We start from the raw sequence: 20,230 nt of genomic DNA, 5'->3' as shown, positions 1-20,230 counted from the left end.
TAATTATATATTTAGGAGGATTTTATGAAACACATATTAAAAACGGTAGACCATACTATTTTAAAGGCTATAACGACATGGGAAGATATTAAGGTTTTATGTGATGAGGCTATAAATATGAATGTAGCATCAGTTTGTATACCACCATCATATGTAAAAAGAGCAGCAGAATATTTAAATAGTAAAATAAAGGTATGTACAGTAATAGGATTTCCTCTAGGATATCAAACTACTGCAACAAAGGTATTTGAAGCTGAAGATGCAATTAAAAATGGAGCAGATGAAGTTGATATGGTTGTAAATATTTCAGACATTAAAAATGGAGACTATGATAAGATAGAAAATGAGATAAAAGAAATAAAAGCAATTATTGGAGAGAAAATATTAAAGGTTATTATAGAAACATGTTATTTAGAGGAATGTGAAAAAGTAAAGATGTGTGAGATAGTAACAGTGTCTGGTGCAGATTTTATAAAGACATCTACTGGAATGGGAACATGTGGAGCTACTTTGGAAGATATAAAGCTTATGAAAGAGCATGTTGGAAAAAATGTTAAGATAAAGGCTGCTGGAGGTGTTAAATCGATTTCTGATGCAGAAAAATTTATAGAGGCAGGTGCTGAAAGATTAGGTACTAGTTCAATATGTAAAATATTAAAAAATGAAGATATAACAGGTTATTAAAACTATTGATTTATGGATAAATCAATAACAATTAGATACTAGTTTAATTATAAATTTATAAAATAAAAAAACAGAGGGAAATTTCCCTCTGTTTTTTTATTTAGTATTGACAGAGAAGATTTTATAATATACTATAGTCATATAGTTAGTTACTTAAGTAATTAACTAACTTAGGAAGGAGGAATCTATGAAATTAATATTAAATAATGAAGAACCCATATTTATTCAAATAGCACGAGCAATTGAAGATGAAATATTATCAGATGGTATAAAAGAAGAAGAACAGGTTCCATCAACAACTGAACTTTCAAAGCTTTATAAAATTAATCCTGCTACAGTCTTGAAAGGAATAAATACATTAGTTGATAAGAATATTTTATATAAGAAGAGAGGGATAGGAATGTTTGTATCAGAGGGAGCAAGAAGTATCATAAAAGAAGTTAGGAAAGAAAACTTTAAAAATAATTTTATAAAAAATCTACTTCAAGAAGCAGATAAATTAGAAATAAACAGAGAAGAATTAGTCGATATTATAATAAATTTTAAGGGGGAGTAATGTATGAGTAGTTCTATTAGGATAAAAAATTTATCTCATAGCTTTAAAAAACAAAAGATTTTTGATAACGTGTCTCTGAATTTTGAAGAAAATAAAATATATGGTTTATTAGGAAAAAATGGTGCTGGGAAAACTACATTATTGAATATAATAGTAAATCAATTAATTCAGAATGAAGGAGAGATAGAAATTTCAGGAAAAAATATAAAAGAAGATTTAAAAGTATTGGAAGATATTTGTATTGTAAGAGAAAAAGAATTTTATAATTCAGATTTTAAAGTAGGTCAAATATTCGAGTTTTCTTCTAGCTTCTATAAAAATTATGATAAGGCATTAGAAGAAAAACTATGTAAATATTTTGATTTAAATATAAAGAAAAAGTATAGACAATTGTCTAGGGGAATGAAGACTATACTTTCAAATATAATAGGAATTTGTTCCAATTCAGCCATCACTATATTTGATGAACCAACAATTGGCCTAGATGCAGTAAACAGGCAAGAATTTTATAATGTAATCTTAGATAATTATATAAAAAATCCAAGAACGATAATAATATCAACTCATTTGATTGATGAAATAGATGATTTATTAGAGCATGTAATAATATTAAATGAAGGTAAGATTATTATAGATGAAGATATTGATACTATAAAACAAAAAGCTCATTATATTACTGGAAGCAGAGAAGAAGTAGAAAAGTTAGAAGCAATAAGAAATGTAAAGCCTAAGAAATCATTTGGAAATACAGTTGCCTACTTTTACTATGGTGACTTTAGTAAAAACGATGAAAATATAATTGAAAATTCAAATATAGATGTAGGATACATAGGATTACAAGATATGTTTGTAAGTATGACTAAAAAGGAGGTTTTGTAATTGAATGAATTAAGACCATATATGAAATTTTTTAATAAAAATACAAAACTATATATAATTTTATTTTTGGTAATGGGTGCTTTTTTAAATGTTTTACCACTTATTATTGTAACTTTTGCTAATTTGCCTAAACAAGACTTATCATCTTTCACAACGCCACTTTTAAACTATATAAGCATACTAATATTTGTATATGGAATATCCATAGTAAATAAAGATTTTTCAGGGGCTTTAAGTATAAGGGCAGATAGAAAGAATTGTATAAAAGCTATTATACTAACCTTAATTATTTTGGCTTTTGTTCTTTCTATTATAAGTATAGTTTTAATATTTTTATCAAAGTTATCTATGGAGTTTATAACAGGTTATAAGGTGGATATATTATCTTTACTGAAACAAGATTTACTTTGGATTTCTATACCCACAATAATAGAATCATCAACAGCAAATATGCCACTAGCTTACTTAAATTATTTTATAAATTTATGTATTAGTGAAATGTGTATAGGTTTGATAGGTGCTTTGTTGGGTGCTTTTACATATAGAGTTAGAAAAGCTACTAGCTTTACTCTATTGATAGGATTACCAATATTGATATTAATTTATGTAGTTAACTTTGCAATTAAACATACACAAAAAATGCTTATACATTTAGATAAAATTATTATTTTATTTGCAAATCCTTCTGTATTATTAAGGTTAAAAGTAGGAGCCATATTTATTTGTATAGCCTTAATAATATTACTACTTAGAAGAGCTCCAATCAAGGATTATGCAAATGATTTATTATAGTTAAAATAAAAATTACCTTAAAAGTAGATTTAAATAGTACTAGTAAAAAGCCCTTAAAAACCATTTGTTTTGGATTTTAAGGGCTTTAATTTCATTGCAAATATAAAGTTTCTAAAGTGAAATTTGAATACGGTTACTTTAAGCTAGCTTTATTAACTTTAACAAGTATATTTTACTAATACTTATATTTACTCTTATATTTTTTTATAAACAATATAGATATAAATATAGTTATAATTTCAGCAAATGGAACAGTAAGCCACAATCCATTTAGATGCAATATAGGAGGAAGAATTATAATTCCTATAATTACAAAAACAAAGGCACGACTAAAAGATATAATAGCTGAAATTTTTCCGTTGTGAAATGCTGTGAAAAATCCTGATGCAAATATATTTATGCCAACAAATAAAAAAGCAAAAGCAAATATTTTTAGACCTTGTAAAGCTAAACCAAATACTCCATTATCAGGATTTACAAAAACTCTAACAATAAGTGGTGCAAAAACTAACGCTACAATAAAAACTAAAATAGAAGAAACAAATATAAATTTTAAAGAATGTTTAAATGTTTCTTTTAACTTATCGCTATTTTCAGCACCAAAATTATAACTTATCAATGGTGATACTCCAGCAGCAAAACCTAGATAAACCGATGTCATCAAAAAGTGAGCATAAAGTACTATAGTAAGAGCTGCAAGTCCAGTTTCTCCTGCTAATCTTAAAACAACTATATTAAATAAGAATGTTGTAATTCCTGTAGATAATTCTGTAACCATTTCAGAAGAACCATTTATCATTGTATCTCTTATAAGTCTAAAATCAATTTTCGGTTTTTTTAGTTTTAATGTAGACTTACTTGATAAGAAGTAGGCTACACCTAAAATACAAGTTAAAATGATACCTATAGCAGTTGCAACAGCAGCACCTAGAAGACCCATTCCAAAATATTTAATAAACACGTAATCTAATATTATATTTGTTACACCTCCAATTACTGATAGAAATAAACTAAATTTAGAGTTTCCATCAGTTCTTGTAAAATATTCAAATATAAATTTTAAAATATAAAAAGGTGTACATAAAATCATGACTTTACCATAAGTTATACAATAAGGTAGTAGTTTATCAGTTGCTCCAAGTAAAATAGATATTTCTTTGACAAAAAAATACGAGATTACTGTGAATAAAATTCCAATAATCAATGAAAATAAAACTATAAAAGAAAATGTAGAATTGGCTTCATCTTGTCTATTTTCCCCCATACGTATAGAAACTATAGCTCCTCCACCAGTTGCCATCATTATTCCAAAACCACAAACAAGGTTGATTATGGGTAGTACAATATTTATACTGGCAAGAGCATCTGAGCCAACTAATGTTGACACAAATATACCATCTATTATTGTGTATAAAGATATAAATACCATGGATATAATTGCAGGAGAAACAAATTTTAGAAATTCAAAAGTAGTGAATTTTCTTGTAAATAAATTTTCCATAAATTTTACCTCCTTTTATTACTCTCTATATATAATAAGGTATATAGTAACTATATAGTCAAGAAAAACTTTGTTAATACTATAAATGGCTTTAAATCAATAATAACTTATGTTAAGTAGGATTTATAGAATAGCGATTAATGAACTTTTATTGAAAGAATAATTATATTCTATTGAAAAGATAATTATATCTTAAGAAAATCTTTAGAAATATAGGTATATAATCTTAAGTTTTACAGTTTATCATATATATAAGATTTTGTTTGATAAGAAGTATATTTTAGTAACTATATATCTTCAATATAGTTTTCTTTAGGTTAACTATTATTTATTAAATATAATAACTATAGTATAGAGGATGGGTTACTCTTATTTCAATCAACAATTTTATATATTATATAGATATTAGGAGTGTGAAGTATGAAAAGGTTTTTTGTATTAGTTTTAGGATGTGTTTTTGCTTTAGGTATACTTTCTGGTTGTAGTAAAAAAGAGTCTAAGCCTATAGACACAAGCAAAAAGAATAGTGAATGGTTCTCTAATCTAGAAACAAAAGATGTAGATGGAAATAAGGTAACAAAGGAGGTGTTTTCAAGTAAAGACCTTACACTTATTAATGTTTGGACTACTTGGTGTGGTCCATGTGTAGGTGAAATGCCAGAACTTGAAGCTTTATCAAAAGAATATGAAAGTAATAATTCAAATGTAGCTATAAAGGGATTAGTTGTAGAAGTTGATGGAGCTGATATGAAAACTGGTCTTTCAGATAAAGAGAGAGACTTAGTTAAAGATATTATGAAAAAATCAAATGCTACCTATCAACAATTAACAGTATCTGAAGGTTTGAAAAAGACTGATTTTAAAAGAATTATAGAGTTTCCAACAACTTATTTTGTAGACAAGAACGGAAAATTTGTAGGTGATAAAGTTGCAGGTGCAAATAGCAAAGAAGAATGGAAAAAAATTATAGACGAAAGATTAAAGATGGTAAAAAGTAATGAGTAACTTTATTAAAGAAAATAAAAAAGGTATTTCTATTATTGTAATTGGTATTTCATTTATTGTATTGGGCGTATATCGTGGAGAAGCAAATGTAGTATTAACTAAGGCAATTATGATTTGCCTTGAATGTATTGGTATTGGTTAGGAGAGCAATTATGAAGTTATTATCAAAAATAAACAATAATATAAGACTTATTACTCAGGTTGCATTTACAGCATTAACAAATGGATATATAAATGGTTTTTTGCAAGGGACTATTTATGGTGGAGAAAGCAAAAACTTGTGTGTACCTGGATTAAATTGTTATTCTTGTCCAGGGGCACTAGGTGCATGTCCGATAGGTTCACTACAAGCCGTTTTATCAAGTAGGGATTATAAATTTTCATTTTATGTTGTGGGTTTTTTAATGGCATTTGGAGCTTTTTTTGGACGTTTTGTTTGTGGATGGCTTTGTCCTTTTGGACTTATTCAAGATTTATTATATAAAATACCATTTCCATTAAAAGTAAAAAAAGTTTATGGTGATAAATATTTAAAATATCTAAAATACATAGTTTTAATAGTTTTTGTAATTATTTTACCAATTACTATTGTAAATGTAGCAGGTGGTGGGAATCCTTGGTTTTGTAAGTGGATTTGTCCTTCAGGAACACTATTAGGTGGGGTACCTCTTATTTTAGAAAATGAAAGTTTAAAAGAATCCATAGGATTCTTATTTAGCTGGAAATTAAGTATTTTGATATTGATTTTATTAATGTCAATAATGATTTATAGACCATTTTGTAGGTACTTATGTCCTTTAGGTGCAATTTATAGTTTCTTTAATCCTATTTCAATATATAGATTTAAAATTGATAAAGATAAATGTACAAATTGCACAGCATGTCAGGCAAAATGTAAACTTGATATTCCAATATATGAAGATGTAAATAGTTTAGAATGTATTAGATGTGGTGATTGTATAAAAGCTTGCCCTCAAAATGCAATTACTACAACTTTTTCAAAGAATATAAAGGATAAATCAATATTTTTAAAAAAATGTAAGGAGAAATAATTTAATGAAGAAAATTACTATATGTATTATAATGTTTGCAATCTCAGTATTAGTATTAACTGGGTGTAATAATGACAATAAAATAAAAAGTGAAGTAGATAATATGTTTAATGCAATAAAGACTCAAGATTCTGATAAAGTAGATAAATATTTTCCAGAATCAGGGTTAGGTAGTTTTATATATAGCGACAAAGAAGGATTTAAAATGTACTCTAAAAATATGTCTTGGAAAATTGAAAATATAAAGAAAAAAGACGATAAAGTTATTGTAGATTTAAAAGTCAATAATACAGATATGGTTTCTATATTAAAAAAGAATCCTCCTAAACTAGGAGAAATGATGCCTAATCCAACTATGAAGGATATTGATTCTGCAAATAAAAAAGAGTTTACAATCGCTTTAGAAGTCGTTAAGTCTGGGGATAATTATATATGTAAAGCTAGTCCTGAGTTTGCAATGAAACTTTTAAATGTAATCACTGGAGGAGGTACAGATTATCTAGCTGAATATAATAAAGATTATTTTAAAAAACTTGATGGAGAACAAAAAAATTAAATTTCTAGATAAAATATACTCCATAATTTATTAAAATTATGGTCAATATGTAGATGTTTATTATGTTATTTATATTTATTTATCAGAGTTTATGCAGTTTTTTTTATATGTTATAAATAGATTGTATTGGTTTAAAAAATTAAGTGTTATAGTAATTATAAGTTTTAGATTTTAAGTTTTAGGCTTGATATATGGTATAAAGGATGGTTCATATATTTTTCATAATTAGAACGAAGAATAAATTTATGTGTAGCTATGCATATTTGTTCTCCAGTATCATTGTTTAATTCAATTCCTAATTCTTTACTCGCTTCTTTAGGAAATCCAATATGACCTTCATTTTTAATTGTATTAATAACTTGTTGAATGTTCATCATTTCATTATCTTGAATAGATATATCAGGTCGCTCTTGATAATTATCACTTACTAATTCAGGATATAGTGCTAACATATTTGATGTTTCAATCCAGCCTGCGTGAAAATCGTTTGGAAATAATTTGATTTTTTCTTCAACAGAATTAGAAAGTTTTTTCAAAACTCTTTTTTGCTCATAATTAAAAATTGAGCCCATAGGTGCAATGGAAATTATACCATATTCTTTGTTGATTGATTCACAGGCTTGTTCTACAGCGATTGTATGTAATGGGTCAGCATGAGCAGATATAACAATGATATTTTTAACACCCCATTTAACTATATTCTCTAATGTACTATAAATTATTTTATAAATTAATTCACGGCTAACATGAATATTACCTGGGAAAGTTCCCATATCTGCAAATCCCAAAGGTATTATAGGAAGTTTTCCATAACAATAACTAGGTAAAATTGAGTCTAGTTTATCAATTGCAAGGTTAATCCACTCATCTGTTTCATAAATATCCACTCCTATTGGTAAATGTCTACCATGTTCCTCAATTGGAGCTATACCAACAAATACTACTAGTTTTTCTTTGTCTAAATTTAAAATATCTTCCCATGAAAGAGTAAGTAAGTTATAATTCATAGTCTTGAACCTCCTGAAAATTTATTTTATTAGTGATGCTATTTTTTATAGGCATAATAATTGATATTAATATGTATATATACTACTTTATATAAATAGTACTATATATGCATAATGATGTCAAGAAAGAAATAATTTTGTTTTTCAAAGTAATGACGATTTTTTAATAATTGTTAAACAAAAAAAGTAGTAGATATTTTGATTATTAAGGTAAATAGTATGTAAGAAAATTGGAATATAGAAAATTTAAGGATAAGGTAAAAGTGATAGAGAGAAAATTCCATATAGAATTTTCTCTCTATCACGTATGTAAGTAGACTATGTAACATTATTTTATTATTTATGTAATTATTTTTGTTTACAGATGTATTTTATAGACCAAGATTTTCTCCAACCAATATTACTTTTATCTTATTTGCTGGACGACTAATCCTTGTAGTTACCATATATGCACAAATACTTTCAGGACTTGTACAATCTATACAACTACCATTAATATAGCAAGGAGTATTAACATCTTGAAAACGCTGTACAACTGCTGGTGCAGCAATTGTTCTAGTTCTTTGTATTGCATCATCAATATTTTTTACAATCTTATTCATGCCAGCAACAACTATAACATTTTTTGGTCCAAAAATCATTGCAGCTACTCGATTTCCATTTCCATCAATATTAAAAAGCTGACCATCCTCACTAATAGCATTACTACTCATTAAAAAAGTATCACATAAAAGTGCTTGACGCATAATTTCTGTTCTTTCTTCTGGGCTTTTTGCCAAATCTCTATCAATAACTTCATATCCTTTATTTTTAACAGCAATTTGCACTCCCATTTCCTTAAGCGTTTCAGAACCTCCCCATGAGACTGTGTGATTTTGAGGAATTAAATCTAAGATTTGTTGTAAAGCATCGTTTTTGGTTTTACAATAATAAGCATCAAAATAGCGTTTTTTAAGAGCTTTAACTATGTTTGGACCTAACTTATCATAACGTTTTTCTAATGGTGTTTGTCTTATCATACTAAAATCACTCCTGTATTTAAATTTTAAGGTTGTAACTATTATACTAATTAAATTTACCTAATAGATGATTGTATAAAACCAATTTTATTATTAACATTTTCCTAAAATTATGAAAATAGTTACAATATAGTTATAACACAAATAAGTTTTTATTATAAGAGGACTGTTATTAATTTTTAGTAAATAATCAAGTGGAAAAATAGTTCTGTTAAGAGTTCTTATTTTAAAACATATATAGAATAATGTTGTAAGTTGTAGCTGATTATATGATTTTTTGTCACAAATATTTATTATAAATAAATGACTTAAGCTCTATTGAATAATAAAAAAGTAAAGAAGCAGTCTAGATGCATCTTTACTTTAATTAGTTTCATAAAGAATATTTTGTTTTATAAAAAATAGTCATTTTAATCTATAATTATTAAATTAATATTTTTCTATTTTATATTATTCTTTATAAATAATAATATTCTTATTTTAAAATATAGACTTATATATAATTTTATATTATATAAATTTGCTTACACTTTTTTAATTACATATTTTTGTAGTTCTCCAATATTCTGATATAATGATTGGCTTCTCTTAACACATGGTCTGCTAAAAGTGGCAATATTATAGATTTTATTTTACATTGTTCTATTCCAGATACTCCAGCCTCTTTAAAATCTTTAAACTCAACTGTTTCATCTAGAGTTTTATCTGTCATACTATCTATAGTAGTATCATTCATTTTATTTGTCTCTTCTATTAATTCCTTAAATTTTATAGCAAACTCATTTGAAGTATTGATTAGTTCATTTTCAGATGGGTCAAGTAATCCTCTCATAAACAATGCATGTTCCATCATAATTTGGTCCCAAAATAATTCTATCTCTTTAAAATCCTTTGAATCAATATCCATTTTATTTTCTAGGTCAATTACATAGGAACGATATAAGTTAGCTTCATGTATTATATGTTCAATAAGCAGAGGGTAATTTGAGGTAAATAGATTGCATGATAGCACTCCATCTAGAACTCTTTCTTTTAGATTAATAAGTCCATCAAGTAATTTTAGTGAATCTGAGTTAAGCTGAGCTACATAATTTACTAAGTCTTGACTAACTTGTGGATTTACACCACTCTGTAAATTTAATTCTCTTGTGGTTATGTTTTGATTTATTTCGATTCCTGTAAATTCCTCTGTCTTTTTTTCTGCATCCAATGTGTGACTAGTGACAATTTCTTCTGAGTATAATATATCAGGTCTAATTACACCATTGCTAGCACTAACAGCGTATGATAATAATTCCTCAAATTGGTTTTTATAGTGGTCAGCTTCTAAAGCAAGATTGTAATCTTTAGATGTAAATCCTGCTTCTAAAAAAAGAGAATGCTCTTTCATAATTCTTGAAAAAAATAAATGTAATTCAAGTGATAAAATAACATATTTTTGATTATCTATCATAATTTCCTCCCTTTAGAAAGTATCTTGTTTATAATACTTTATTCTTAATATTTGATTTTATGTATATTAGAAATAAATTAATTAAATTCTTTTGTTATTAATTTTAATATTTATTATTAAATTTTAGTTTTGAATGTATAACTTTTGGATAAAACTATTAAAACTAAAATATATAAAAGTAGGCAAGAAGAATCTTATATAAAATTCTTTTTGCCTATTTAATATACTTGATTTTATGCCAAACCACATTCACATAATAAAATCATTATTCTATGGAGACATGACTCCACAGTATCTTCGCCATATTTTTTAATAAAATCATCAATTTGAGTTTCTATAAATGAATAGTATTCTTTTAAATTAGCAATATATGCAGTCATTATATGGACACATTCATCAATTTTATCTTTAAACACAATCAATCCCCCTAAAAAACGAAAAATTAAAATATTCAGTAAATGGCATGTATTATTTCATTTGAAAACCTATATAGTATGATATATTGTCTAAAAGTATTTTACAAGTGAGTATGTAAAACTGGTTGTTATAATTGCAAAACTGGATAGATGTTTTATTATATTTTCACGAATAAGAAGTCCAGTAAGAGGTTGTGCAAATCCATTATCAAGTATATTTTTTATATATCATTTAAATTGGTAAATAGGATATTGATGTATTTTTTTTAATCAACTATAATTTAAAATATGAAGTGATAAATTTCCCAAGTAAATTAGGCTATTTAATGTATATATAAAAATGATAAGTAATCCTCTGTAATAAAAAATAATTTTGGAAATGTTGTTATAAATAATAGTAACAATGAAGGAGGCATGTATATGAACAAACATAACCTTGAAATTATATTAAATCAGATAAAGATTAATATATATATTACAGATATTCATACCAATAAAATTATTTTCATGAATAAAAATATGAAAGAAGAGTATCATAATTTAGTTCCAGAAGGAAAAGTTTGCTGGGAAGTATTATATCCTGAAAAAAATATTCCTTGTAGTTGTTGTAAGATTTCAGAATTACTAGAGAGCAATAAAAAAGGAGTATCAATAAAATGGTATGAAAAATGTAATAAGTTAAATAGAGTCTTTGAGAATTATGATAGTTTAATTACATGGTATGATGGGACAACTGTTCATATACATCAATCTATAGATATTACAAATTCTATAGCTTTAAACAAACAAGTTAAGATTGATGAGTTTTGTAAAGTATCAGATAACAATGAAAAAAAAGAGAACTTTAAGTATTTAAATACGTCAAGAGATAAATTTGATTATGATTCCACTTTACTTTATGATGCTCTGATTAGAGGTACAGATGAATATATATATATATGTAATTTAAAAACAGGAGTGTTTCGATATTCACCATCACAAGTTGAATTATTTGATTTACCAGGAGAAATTGTGGAAAATCCACTTGTCTATTGGAAAAAAATTGTACATCCAGAAGATTGGTCTCGTTTTTATAAGTCAAATATGGAAATAGGTAAAGATTATATGGATTATCATACAGTTGAATTTAGAGCTAAAAATCGTAGTGGAGAATATATCTGGTTAAAGTGTAGAGGGCAACTAATGCGTGATGAATTTGGAGAGCCAAGTATTTTTGCAGGAATTATGACACAGTTAGGTAAGCAAAATAAGATTGACCCATTAACACAGCTATTGAACTACTATGAATTTATGAGTGTATTTGAAGAAAAACTTTCAAATCCCATGATTGAAAAATTATGCATAATGCTACTAAATATTGATGACTTTAAGAATGTTAATGAGATGTATGATAGATCTTTTGGAGATAACATAATAAAAACTTTAGCACAATCCATAAAGTCTATTTTGCCAGGTAATGCCGAACTTTATAAACTTGATGGTGATGAAATGGGAATTCTTGTTGATAATGTTAAAGAAAATGACATTCGAATTCTATATGAACAGATACAGAATTTGATTATACATCTTCAATTGTGGAGAAAATATGGATTAAATATAACAATTTCTACTGGATGTGCTATATATCCAAAACATGGAGATACAGTAAAAGAACTTTATAAATATGCTAGCTACTCTTTACAGTATGCTAAAGAGCATGGAAAGAATAAACTTGTTTTTTCTCTGAAAAAATCTTGAAAAATAAAGTGTATTCATTGGAAATGATGTGGGAGCATGGGTACTTCGAATGGCATTACGTACTTGTGGTGATTGGATTGATTATAATCCTCTTTTTACAGTAAGTGTAAATATTTCAGCTGTACAAATATTAGAGGAAACGTTTATTGAGGATGTAATTAAAATTATATCTGAGGAAAATTTTCCCCAATAGATATAGTTAAAATTGATAGAGTATTTGTCAAAGACATATTAAAAAGTAAGTTTGATGCTACCTTCATACGCTTTATTGTTGCAATTTGTCATGATGTAGGAATAAGAGTGTGCTTAGAAGGAGTAGAAACACAGGAGGAGTATGATTTAGTTAAGCAAATGAAACCAGATTACATACAGGGATATTTTTTTGGAAAGCCACAAACAGCAAGAGAAATTCTAGATATTTTAAAATTAGATATCTGATACTAGTCAAATTTGCAATTTCGCATTTACTTATATAATCTATCAAGTAAATATATTTTACTTTTAACTGACATTTAACCTTTAAAATTAAAAATATACTGATTTTATTAAATAATAACTACTTGATTTAGCCAATAATAAAGAATATAGTAACTATATAGATTATAAAAAGATAAGGAGCGTACAAACCTTGGAAAAACAGTATTTTACTACAGGTGAATTTGCAAAACTATGTGGTATTTCTAAGCAGACATTGATTTTTTATGATAAAATAGGTATTTTTTCACCCGAATACAAAGATAGAAACAATTATAGATATTATTCAGTATATCAGTACGATACATTAGATATATTACAGTCATTAAGAGAAATAGGAATGAGTTTAGAAGAGATAAAAGAATATATAAAAAATAGAAGCCCTCAACTTTGTGTAGAAATGCTTAAAGAAGAAGAAAAAAAGATAAGAGAGAAAATAAAAAAATTAAAACAAATAAGTTCTAAAATACAAAACAGGATAAATACTACAGTTGAAGGTATTTCTAAGATAGATAATGAAGAAATCTATATATCCAATAGATGTGAAGAATACTTAGTATTATCAAGTGATTTGAGTAGTATAAATGATGGTAATTTTATGATGGAATTAATTGATTTTACAAATTACTGTAAGTCAAAAAATCTGTATCAGGGGTATGAATTAGGAGCAATAGTAAGTAATGAAAATATAAAAAACGGAGACTATTTAAGTATATCAAGTTTTTATTTAAAAATAGATAAAAAAATAAAAGATAAAAAGCTATATATAAAGCCAGAAGGAATGTATGGGTGTATAAAGCATATTGGAAGATATGAAGACTCTTATAAGTCCTATGAAAAATTAAAAAAATATATATATGATAATAACTATAAAATTATTGGTAATTCATATGAAGAAAGTATACTTGACTTTTTTTGTGAAAGCAATGAAGAAAATTATATGACTGAGATTTCAATTCAAATATCTATATAAGAATTAAAAATTAAAATAGAGGTATATTTAAGTAATAAGTAATTTTACTTATCACTTGAATATACCTCTATTTTAATAATAAAGTATATGAATTTTTAAATAATACTTATAGGATAAAGTTTAATGTTAACTAAATACTAAGTTATACAAATAAATTATAAACAAAAGTTGTTAAAAAACAAACAACAAAAGCAAGTACAGTAGGCATTAAAAATCCTAAGGCAGTCCATTTTAAACTTCCAGTTTCTCTTTTTATAGTCAAAAGTGTTGTTGCACAAGGCCAATGAAGTAAGCTAAATAACATAACATTTAAAGCTGTTAAATAAGTCCAGCCATGTTCTCTAAGAACTTGACCTAGAGCGCTAAAGCTATCTAATTCTATCATAGAACCAGTTGCTAGATAAGCCATTAAAAGTATAGGTATAACTATCTCATTTGCTGGAAATCCAAGAATAAAAGCCATTAATATGAAGCCATCTAGACCAATTAGTTTAGCTAAAGGGTCTAAAAAGTTTGCAACATGTGATAATATGCTCAAATCTCCTATATAGATATTTGCAAATATCCAAGTTATGACACCAGCAGGTATAGCTACCATTATAGCTCTTCCTAAAACAAATATTGTTCTATCTATTATAGAAGTATATAAAGTTCTACCTATTTGAGGAACTCTATAAGGAGGAAGTTCTAATGTAAATGTAGAAGGAACTCCTTTTAATAATGTTTTGGAAAGAGTATAAGAGACCAACAGTGTTATTATAACTCCTAAAATTATTAATAATGTTATACAAAATGCAGTTGCTATACTAGATACAAAAGAGCTAGTTATAACAGAGCTAAAAAATATTGTAGATATGGCTATTAAAGTAGGAAAACGACCATTACAAGGTACAAAGTTATTTGTAAGTATAGCAATAAGTCTTTCTCTTGGAGAGTCAATTATTCTACAACCAATAACTCCAGCAGCATTACATCCAAATCCCATACACATAGTCAGGCACTGTTTACCATGAGCACATGCTTTTTTAAATAGATGGTCTAAGTTAAATGCAACTCTTGGCAAATATCCAAAATCCTCAAGTAATGTGAATAATGGGAAAAAGATTGCCATAGGAGGTAACATTACAGAGATTACCCATGCTAAAGTCCTATATAATCCCAACACTAACATATCATTTAACCATGATGGACAATTAATGCTGTTTAATATATTTGAAATACTTGGCTCAAATCCAAGTAATAAATTAGATAGTAAAGTGGATGGATAGTTAGCACCTTCTATAGTAATCCACAGTATAGTACCTAATAATAAGAGCATTATTGGCAATCCAAATATTTTAGATGTTAATATTTTATCTACTTTTTCCTCTCTATCTGTTGATTTTTTAGCATTATTAGAACAACACTTATCACTTAACTTTTTAGCATAATCATAATTGATTTTAGTAAATTCATCTCTAGTCTTCTGTTTGTTTATATCATTTGGAATTTTTTTCTTTACTTCATTAATAGCATCTATAGAATCTTTATCTATATAATTACTCATAGATTCAAAAATACTTTCATCGCCATCAATAAGTCTAAGACCCAACCACCTAGAATTTATATTTGGCATGATATCATCTAACTCTGATTGAATTGATTTTACTGTGTTTTCTATATTTTCGCTGTATTTTACTGGCTTATTATTAAATTTATATCTATCAAAAGATACATCGTTTAAAGTCTCTAATAGCTCATCCATACCAGAACCATTTCTTGCAGCAGTTAAAACAACTGGAATTCCAAGAGATTCCTCTAAGAAATCTTTATTAATATTAATACCTTTTTTTCTAGCTTCATCTATCAAATTTATACACAAAATGACTTTATCTGTGAGTTCCATTACTTGAAAAACTAAATTTAAATTTCTTTCAAGACATGTAGCATCACATACTACAATTACTGCATCTGGATTACCAAAACATATAAAATCACGAGCTACCACTTCTTCTTGTGACAAAGCAAATAGAGAATATGTTCCTGGTAAATCTATTAATGCATATTCTGTATTTTGATATTTGAAATTACCACGAGCTGTAGCTACAGTTTTTCCTGGCCAATTTCCAGTGTGTTGTCTAAGTCCAGTAAGATGATTAAACACAGTACTTTTGCCTGTATTTGGATTACCAGCTAGTGCAATTACAAACTGGTCTTCCTTGTTATCTATATCAAACATGTCTTTTAAAGAACTCATTTTAGTTGAGTTGTGTGTTAAACCCATATTAATATCCTCCTGATATAAAATTTTAAATGTCAGAAACTAATATTAGTCTACTTTCTTCTTGTCGTAGAGCTATCTTGCTACCTCTGATGTTGTAGACAGTTAAATTATTTTTTGGTCCTTTTCTAACTACATTTATAACAGCTCCTCTAGTAAGACCAAGTGCCAACATTCTCTCTCTTAAATTACCACTAGATAATATATCTTCAACTTTAACAGTTTTTTTCACTTGAATATCATTAAGGTTTTTCATAGTAGCACCTCCATGCATGAAATTTAGCCTGAGCTAATCTTCTTATTCTAAACTATGCATTACATTATTACCTTGTTACTTTTCGTAAAAAAAAAGATAGGCAATATGCCTATCACAAAGTTGGGTATAATTCTTACTTTTGGGGAAAGTAGAATATAGAATAAAAATTAACATTTTGAATCTATATAATTATTGAATTTTGATAATAAAAAAGTCAGAAAGCGCAAAAGCCTTCTGACTTATATAAGGTATTTTCAAATACCTAGATATCAATTCAATATTTAATTTATGATTTAATTATATATTAACAATGTTAGCTTGTCAACACTATAATCTCATTTTAATATGTTCAATACCTGCTTCATCATATACTTCTGAAATTTCTTTAAAACCACAAGATAAGTAAAGATTTTTTATGTAAGCTTGTGCTGATAAGGTTATATTATTTTCATGCAAATTAACTTTTACAAAGTCTATAGCACAGTCCATCATTTGCTTTGATAGCCCTTTTTTTCTATGAGTAGAAAGAACTAAAACCCTACCAATAGAAACATCATTATAAGAACTATATTCTTTAGGAATTATTCTGGCATAAGCACAAATCAATTCATTGTCTTCTAAAAATATATGATAAGAGTTTTTGTCTATATCATCGTAATCATTTAATGAAAATATTTTTTGTTCACACGCAAATACTTCATATCTTGATTTGGCTATTTCGTAAAATTCATTTAAACTCAAATCATTAAAGTGTTTTATTTTAAACATAATAATTACCTCCTAAGTATATTAAAAACTTAATATTAAGATATATTATACCATTTTATAATTTTTAACAGAAATACTTTTATTAAAATATGTATGTGTTAAAAATATTTTAAAAAAGTGTTATACTGTATTAAAAATAAAATATTAGTTAGAAAAATTATAGTTTGTGGAGGAGTTGTTTTGGATACTACTAAAAAATTAACTGAAGCGGCTTTATTGTCGTCTTTATTTATAGTAATAACAATTATAGCTGTAGGTACTGGATTTGGATATGCCATTTATTTAGATTTTATAGTGCCAATATTTTTTTGTATAATATGTTTAAAGTGTGATTTAAAGTATACTGTTTTATCTGGAATTACATCACTTTTAATAATTTCCTTGGTGCTTGGAAATTTGGGAACTGCTATTTGGGCAAGTCAGAGTGTATTACTTGGTATAATATGTGGTTGTTTGATAACTAAATCATCAACAGTTATGGATGATTTAGTATATGGTTCAATGCTTGGAGTCATTATAATGGTTTTTATTGATATATATGCTTCAGCACTAATAGGATACAGTTTTATGAGCGAATTTCAGGGATACAGCAAATTGATTTATTTTCATGGATATACAGATTTTATTTATTACTTAATGATAGCACTATTTCCTTTTGGAATGGTTTTTTGTATATATATTTTAAGTTTAGTTATAGGACATAAATTACATATTTTAAGTTCTAATTCTTTAAAAAAGTTTTTAGTATTTAAAAATTTTAGACTTTTAAATCAATTTTTATGTTGTTCAAAGAAAGTTTTTTATATGTGTGTCTTTTATTTAACTATCTTTGAAATTACAAATATATTGAATATTAAAACTGAGTTAGTTTATTTAAAAACAAGTTTTATATCAATTGGGTATTTGTGTACGTATTTTGTCATTAGAGATTCTTGTATGTCACTGCAAAATTTTATAATAACTAAATTTAGAAAAGTAGCATATGCTAGAATTTCTTTCTTGATAGTAGTTATATCTTTATTTCTAATGTTTAAGATAACTGTTATTGGATTAATAATTATAAATGCATTTTTAAATAAGAAAATGAATGTAAGATTGACTCAAATTAATATTGTCAACAAACAAATAAATATTTTAATTGAAAAATAAACTTTATGCATTGGTAAAAAATATAAAAAAATAGTATAATGTAAAAAAACATGTATATAATAATAAAAAAGGTTGACAAAATGTAAAAATAATAATATATTATGAGTAAGTTAAGAAAAACTTCTTGTAATTGATGAAATAATCTGAATATATAAATGCTGTGAAGAGAAGAAGTAGAGCTGAATTTTATTTAACAGAGAGTTCCAGTTTGGTGAAATGGAATAAATTGATTTAGTTTGAATACATCTTGGAGCAATGTCTCTGAAAGATAACAACCACTAAGAGATATCGGAATAGTACACGTTATAGTATATGAGTAAATAAATTATACTCTATAGAGATTAATATCGTGAGATATTGATGAACTAAGGTGGTAACACGTAAGCAATGCTTTCGTCCTTGTAATAGGATGAGAGCTTTTTTTATTATAAAAATAAAAATCATAGATTATATAAATATTTTAGGAGGTATGAAAATGAAATCGATAGACGAGCAAATACGAATAATTATGAAAGGTGTAGACGATTTAATAGACGAAAAAGAGTTAAGAGAAAAGCTTATCAAATCAGAAAAAGAAGGAAAACCTATGATAGTAAAATTGGGGTTAGATCCAAGTGCTCCAGACATACATTTAGGTCATACAGTAGTTCTTAGAAAAATGAAACAACTACAAGACTTAGGTCATCAAATAGTAATTATAATTGGAGATTTTACAGGTAAAATTGGAGACCCAACTGGAAAATCTAAAGCTAGAAAAGCTTTAACAACAGAGCAAGTTCTTGAAAATGCAAAAACTTATGAAGAACAAATTTTTAAGGTTTTAGATAAAGAAAAAACTATTGTAAGATTTAATAGTGAATGGTTAGCTAAATTAAACTTTGAAGATGTAATAAAATTAGCTGCAACTATTACTGTTGCGAGAATGTTAGAAAGAGAAGATTTCAAGAAGAGATATGAAGGACAAATGCCAATATCAGTGCATGAATTTTTCTATCCATTGATGCAAGCATATGATTCAATAGCATTAGAAGCTGATATAGAGCTTGGTGGAACTGACCAAAGATTTAACTTATTAATGGGAAGATCATTACAAAGAGAATTTGGTATGGAATCTCAAATAGTAATAATGATGCCTTTAATAGAAGGATTAGATGGAAAAGAAAAAATGAGTAAGAGTTTAGGTAACTATATTGGAATAGATGAAGAAGCTGGAATAATGTACCAAAAATCTATGGAAATTCCTGATGAACTTATAATTAAATACTATAATTTAGTAACTGATGTTCATCCTGATGAAGTTAATAAAATTGAAACTCAGTTAAAAGATGGTTCAGTAAATCCAAGAGATATAAAAATGAATCTAGCGAGAGAAATAGTAACTTTATACCATGGAGAAGAAGCTGCTAAAGAAGCTGAGGAAAGATTTAAATCTGTATTCCAAAAAGGTCAAATACCTGAAGATATACAAACAATTCAAGTTAAACAAGAAGAATTTGATTTAATTGAAGTATTAGTTTCTAATGAGCTTGTTAAAAGTAAGAGTGAAGTTAGAAGACTAGCATCTCAAGGTGGAGTAAAAGTAAATGGTGAGAAAGTAGAAGATTTAAGTACAGTTGCTAAAGAAAGCGAACTTGTTGTTCAAATAGGAAAGAAAAAATTTGTAAAAATAGAGTTAGTAAAATAGAGTAAAATA

22 protein-coding genes and 1 other annotated feature are annotated in these 20,230 nt (G+C 26.5%); of the genes, 14 read left to right on the top strand and 8 right to left on the bottom strand.

From position 1 onward, the window contains the following. The first annotated feature begins 24 nt into the window (after nucleotides 1–24). The 4 genes from deoC to KGF45_RS04330 all read left to right on the top strand — a co-directional run bounded on the left by deoC (nucleotide 25) and on the right by KGF45_RS04330 (nucleotide 2,911). Nucleotides 25–684, top strand: a complete 660-nt coding sequence (deoC, locus tag KGF45_RS04345; RefSeq protein ID WP_227841903.1) for a deoxyribose-phosphate aldolase — start codon at nucleotides 25–27, stop codon at nucleotides 682–684. 187 nt (nucleotides 685–871) lie between these two features. Next, entirely contained in the window at nucleotides 872–1,240 is a 369-nt protein-coding gene (locus KGF45_RS04340) for a GntR family transcriptional regulator (RefSeq protein WP_227432872.1), read from the top strand. Between the two features lie 3 nt (nucleotides 1,241–1,243). Beyond that, nucleotides 1,244–2,119, top strand: a complete 876-nt coding sequence (locus tag KGF45_RS04335) for an ATP-binding cassette domain-containing protein (RefSeq protein ID WP_227827362.1) — start codon at nucleotides 1,244–1,246, stop codon at nucleotides 2,117–2,119. Further along, on the top strand, nucleotides 2,120–2,911 hold the full coding sequence (locus KGF45_RS04330; protein ID WP_227841303.1) for an ABC transporter permease: 792 nt from the start codon (nucleotides 2,120–2,122) through the stop codon (nucleotides 2,909–2,911). Between the two features lie 175 nt (nucleotides 2,912–3,086). Here the strand turns inward: KGF45_RS04330 and KGF45_RS04325 are convergent, their stop codons facing one another. Continuing rightward, nucleotides 3,087–4,412 carry an MATE family efflux transporter gene (locus tag KGF45_RS04325; protein WP_227841902.1) on the bottom strand — a complete coding sequence of 442 codons (1,326 nt, stop codon included), beginning with the start codon at nucleotides 4,410–4,412 and terminating at the stop codon, nucleotides 3,087–3,089. 420 nt (nucleotides 4,413–4,832) lie between these two features. Between KGF45_RS04325 and KGF45_RS04320 the strand changes: the two genes are divergently transcribed. The 4 genes from KGF45_RS04320 to KGF45_RS04305 are packed head-to-tail and all read left to right on the top strand — an operon-like array spanning nucleotide 4,833 to nucleotide 7,025. Beyond that, nucleotides 4,833–5,417 carry a TlpA family protein disulfide reductase gene (locus tag KGF45_RS04320; RefSeq protein ID WP_227827365.1) on the top strand — a complete coding sequence of 195 codons (585 nt, stop codon included), beginning with the start codon at nucleotides 4,833–4,835 and terminating at the stop codon, nucleotides 5,415–5,417. Next, nucleotides 5,410–5,559, top strand: coding sequence for a CD1871A family CXXC motif-containing protein (locus tag KGF45_RS04315; protein ID WP_227827366.1), 150 nt, complete (start codon nucleotides 5,410–5,412; stop codon nucleotides 5,557–5,559). The genes KGF45_RS04320 and KGF45_RS04315 overlap by 8 nt, the downstream gene beginning before the upstream one ends. Nucleotides 5,560–5,569: 10 nt before the next feature. Next, nucleotides 5,570–6,469: a 4Fe-4S binding protein gene (locus tag KGF45_RS04310; protein ID WP_227841901.1), complete on the top strand. Its 900-nt coding sequence runs from the start codon at nucleotides 5,570–5,572 to the stop codon at nucleotides 6,467–6,469. Between the two features lie 4 nt (nucleotides 6,470–6,473). Next, nucleotides 6,474–7,025: a hypothetical protein gene (locus tag KGF45_RS04305; RefSeq protein ID WP_227841438.1), complete on the top strand. Its 552-nt coding sequence runs from the start codon at nucleotides 6,474–6,476 to the stop codon at nucleotides 7,023–7,025. Nucleotides 7,026–7,189: 164 nt separating this feature from the next. Here KGF45_RS04305 and KGF45_RS04300 read toward each other — a convergent pair whose 3' ends face one another. From KGF45_RS04300 to KGF45_RS04285, 4 genes are all read right to left on the bottom strand, one after another. Beyond that, a complete protein-coding gene (locus KGF45_RS04300; protein WP_227841900.1) occupies nucleotides 7,190–8,032 on the bottom strand; it encodes a creatininase family protein in 843 nt (280 codons plus the stop codon). Between the two features lie 371 nt (nucleotides 8,033–8,403). Then, nucleotides 8,404–9,051, bottom strand: coding sequence for a lactate utilization protein (locus KGF45_RS04295; RefSeq protein ID WP_227841899.1), 648 nt, complete (start codon nucleotides 9,049–9,051; stop codon nucleotides 8,404–8,406). 538 nt (nucleotides 9,052–9,589) lie between these two features. Further along, nucleotides 9,590–10,504, bottom strand: a complete 915-nt coding sequence (locus KGF45_RS04290; protein WP_227827371.1) for a DUF2935 domain-containing protein — start codon at nucleotides 10,502–10,504, stop codon at nucleotides 9,590–9,592. Nucleotides 10,505–10,737: 233 nt separating this feature from the next. After that, nucleotides 10,738–10,920 (bottom strand): hypothetical protein, encoded by a 183-nt coding sequence (locus KGF45_RS04285; protein WP_227432883.1) that lies wholly within the window; start codon nucleotides 10,918–10,920, stop codon nucleotides 10,738–10,740. 420 nt (nucleotides 10,921–11,340) lie between these two features. Here KGF45_RS04285 and KGF45_RS04280 point away from each other — a divergent pair, with 420 nt between their 5' ends. From KGF45_RS04280 to KGF45_RS04275, 4 genes are all read left to right on the top strand, one after another. Then, nucleotides 11,341–12,657 carry a sensor domain-containing diguanylate cyclase gene (locus tag KGF45_RS04280; protein WP_285891642.1) on the top strand — a complete coding sequence of 439 codons (1,317 nt, stop codon included), beginning with the start codon at nucleotides 11,341–11,343 and terminating at the stop codon, nucleotides 12,655–12,657. Between the two features lie 49 nt (nucleotides 12,658–12,706). Next, nucleotides 12,707–12,850, top strand: a complete 144-nt coding sequence (locus KGF45_RS20290; protein ID WP_285891641.1) for a hypothetical protein — start codon at nucleotides 12,707–12,709, stop codon at nucleotides 12,848–12,850. Beyond that, the gene (locus tag KGF45_RS20285; protein WP_413926582.1) at nucleotides 12,847–13,095 is read left to right on the top strand and encodes an EAL domain-containing protein; all 249 of its coding nucleotides are present in this window, start codon (nucleotides 12,847–12,849) and stop codon (nucleotides 13,093–13,095) included. The genes KGF45_RS20290 and KGF45_RS20285 overlap by 4 nt, the downstream gene beginning before the upstream one ends. 190 nt (nucleotides 13,096–13,285) lie before the next feature. Beyond that, a complete protein-coding gene (locus KGF45_RS04275; protein ID WP_227827372.1) occupies nucleotides 13,286–14,104 on the top strand; it encodes a MerR family transcriptional regulator in 819 nt (272 codons plus the stop codon). Between the two features lie 142 nt (nucleotides 14,105–14,246). On the opposite strand, the gene feoB is transcribed toward KGF45_RS04275, so the two are convergent. From feoB to KGF45_RS04260, 3 genes are all read right to left on the bottom strand, one after another. Further along, complete coding sequence (gene feoB, locus KGF45_RS04270) at nucleotides 14,247–16,367, bottom strand: ferrous iron transport protein B (protein WP_227827373.1); 2,121 nt, start codon at nucleotides 16,365–16,367, stop codon at nucleotides 14,247–14,249. 25 nt (nucleotides 16,368–16,392) lie between these two features. Further along, on the bottom strand, nucleotides 16,393–16,620 hold the full coding sequence (locus KGF45_RS04265) for a FeoA family protein (protein ID WP_227827374.1): 228 nt from the start codon (nucleotides 16,618–16,620) through the stop codon (nucleotides 16,393–16,395). 327 nt (nucleotides 16,621–16,947) lie between these two features. Continuing rightward, nucleotides 16,948–17,388 (bottom strand): GNAT family N-acetyltransferase, encoded by a 441-nt coding sequence (locus KGF45_RS04260; protein WP_227827375.1) that lies wholly within the window; start codon nucleotides 17,386–17,388, stop codon nucleotides 16,948–16,950. Nucleotides 17,389–17,568: 180 nt separating this feature from the next. On the opposite strand from KGF45_RS04260, the gene KGF45_RS04255 reads away from it, so the two are divergent. Continuing rightward, nucleotides 17,569–18,537 carry a DUF2232 domain-containing protein gene (locus KGF45_RS04255; protein WP_227827376.1) on the top strand — a complete coding sequence of 323 codons (969 nt, stop codon included), beginning with the start codon at nucleotides 17,569–17,571 and terminating at the stop codon, nucleotides 18,535–18,537. A 151-nt stretch (nucleotides 18,538–18,688) separates the two neighbouring features. After that, nucleotides 18,689–18,941, top strand: a binding site (T-box leader). A gap of 71 nt (nucleotides 18,942–19,012) precedes the next feature. After that, nucleotides 19,013–20,221: a tyrosine--tRNA ligase gene (gene tyrS, locus KGF45_RS04250; protein ID WP_227827377.1), complete on the top strand. Its 1,209-nt coding sequence runs from the start codon at nucleotides 19,013–19,015 to the stop codon at nucleotides 20,219–20,221. Nucleotides 20,222–20,230 lie beyond the last annotated feature (9 nt).

It is taken from the genome of Clostridioides sp. ZZV14-6154 (assembly GCF_020657785.1).
Taxonomy (GTDB): Bacteria; Bacillota; Clostridia; order Peptostreptococcales; family Peptostreptococcaceae; genus Clostridioides.
This window is presented reverse-complemented; position numbering and strand designations above follow the sequence as displayed.

What these genes read in the sequence shown, in the direction of transcription:
- deoC (WP_227841903.1), top strand. Translation starts at nt 25, where the DNA reads ATGAAACACATATTAAAAACGGTAGACCATACTATTTTAAAGGCTATA.
- KGF45_RS04340 (WP_227432872.1), top strand. Translation starts at nt 872, where the DNA reads ATGAAATTAATATTAAATAATGAAGAACCCATATTTATTCAAATAGCA.
- KGF45_RS04335 (WP_227827362.1), top strand. Translation starts at nt 1,244, where the DNA reads ATGAGTAGTTCTATTAGGATAAAAAATTTATCTCATAGCTTTAAAAAA.
- KGF45_RS04325 (WP_227841902.1), bottom strand. Translation starts at nt 4,412, where the DNA reads ATGGAAAATTTATTTACAAGAAAATTCACTACTTTTGAATTTCTAAAA.
- KGF45_RS04320 (WP_227827365.1), top strand. Translation starts at nt 4,833, where the DNA reads ATGAAAAGGTTTTTTGTATTAGTTTTAGGATGTGTTTTTGCTTTAGGT.
- KGF45_RS04315 (WP_227827366.1), top strand. Translation starts at nt 5,410, where the DNA reads ATGAGTAACTTTATTAAAGAAAATAAAAAAGGTATTTCTATTATTGTA.
- KGF45_RS04310 (WP_227841901.1), top strand. Translation starts at nt 5,570, where the DNA reads ATGAAGTTATTATCAAAAATAAACAATAATATAAGACTTATTACTCAG.
- KGF45_RS04305 (WP_227841438.1), top strand. Translation starts at nt 6,474, where the DNA reads ATGAAGAAAATTACTATATGTATTATAATGTTTGCAATCTCAGTATTA.
- KGF45_RS04300 (WP_227841900.1), bottom strand. Translation starts at nt 8,032, where the DNA reads ATGAATTATAACTTACTTACTCTTTCATGGGAAGATATTTTAAATTTA.
- KGF45_RS04295 (WP_227841899.1), bottom strand. Translation starts at nt 9,051, where the DNA reads ATGATAAGACAAACACCATTAGAAAAACGTTATGATAAGTTAGGTCCA.
- KGF45_RS04290 (WP_227827371.1), bottom strand. Translation starts at nt 10,504, where the DNA reads ATGATAGATAATCAAAAATATGTTATTTTATCACTTGAATTACATTTA.
- KGF45_RS04280 (WP_285891642.1), top strand. Translation starts at nt 11,341, where the DNA reads ATGAACAAACATAACCTTGAAATTATATTAAATCAGATAAAGATTAAT.
- KGF45_RS20290 (WP_285891641.1), top strand. Translation starts at nt 12,707, where the DNA reads ATGGCATTACGTACTTGTGGTGATTGGATTGATTATAATCCTCTTTTT.
- feoB (WP_227827373.1), bottom strand. Translation starts at nt 16,367, where the DNA reads ATGGGTTTAACACACAACTCAACTAAAATGAGTTCTTTAAAAGACATG.
- KGF45_RS04265 (WP_227827374.1), bottom strand. Translation starts at nt 16,620, where the DNA reads ATGAAAAACCTTAATGATATTCAAGTGAAAAAAACTGTTAAAGTTGAA.
- KGF45_RS04260 (WP_227827375.1), bottom strand. Translation starts at nt 17,388, where the DNA reads ATGTTTAAAATAAAACACTTTAATGATTTGAGTTTAAATGAATTTTAC.
- tyrS (WP_227827377.1), top strand. Translation starts at nt 19,013, where the DNA reads ATGAAATCGATAGACGAGCAAATACGAATAATTATGAAAGGTGTAGAC.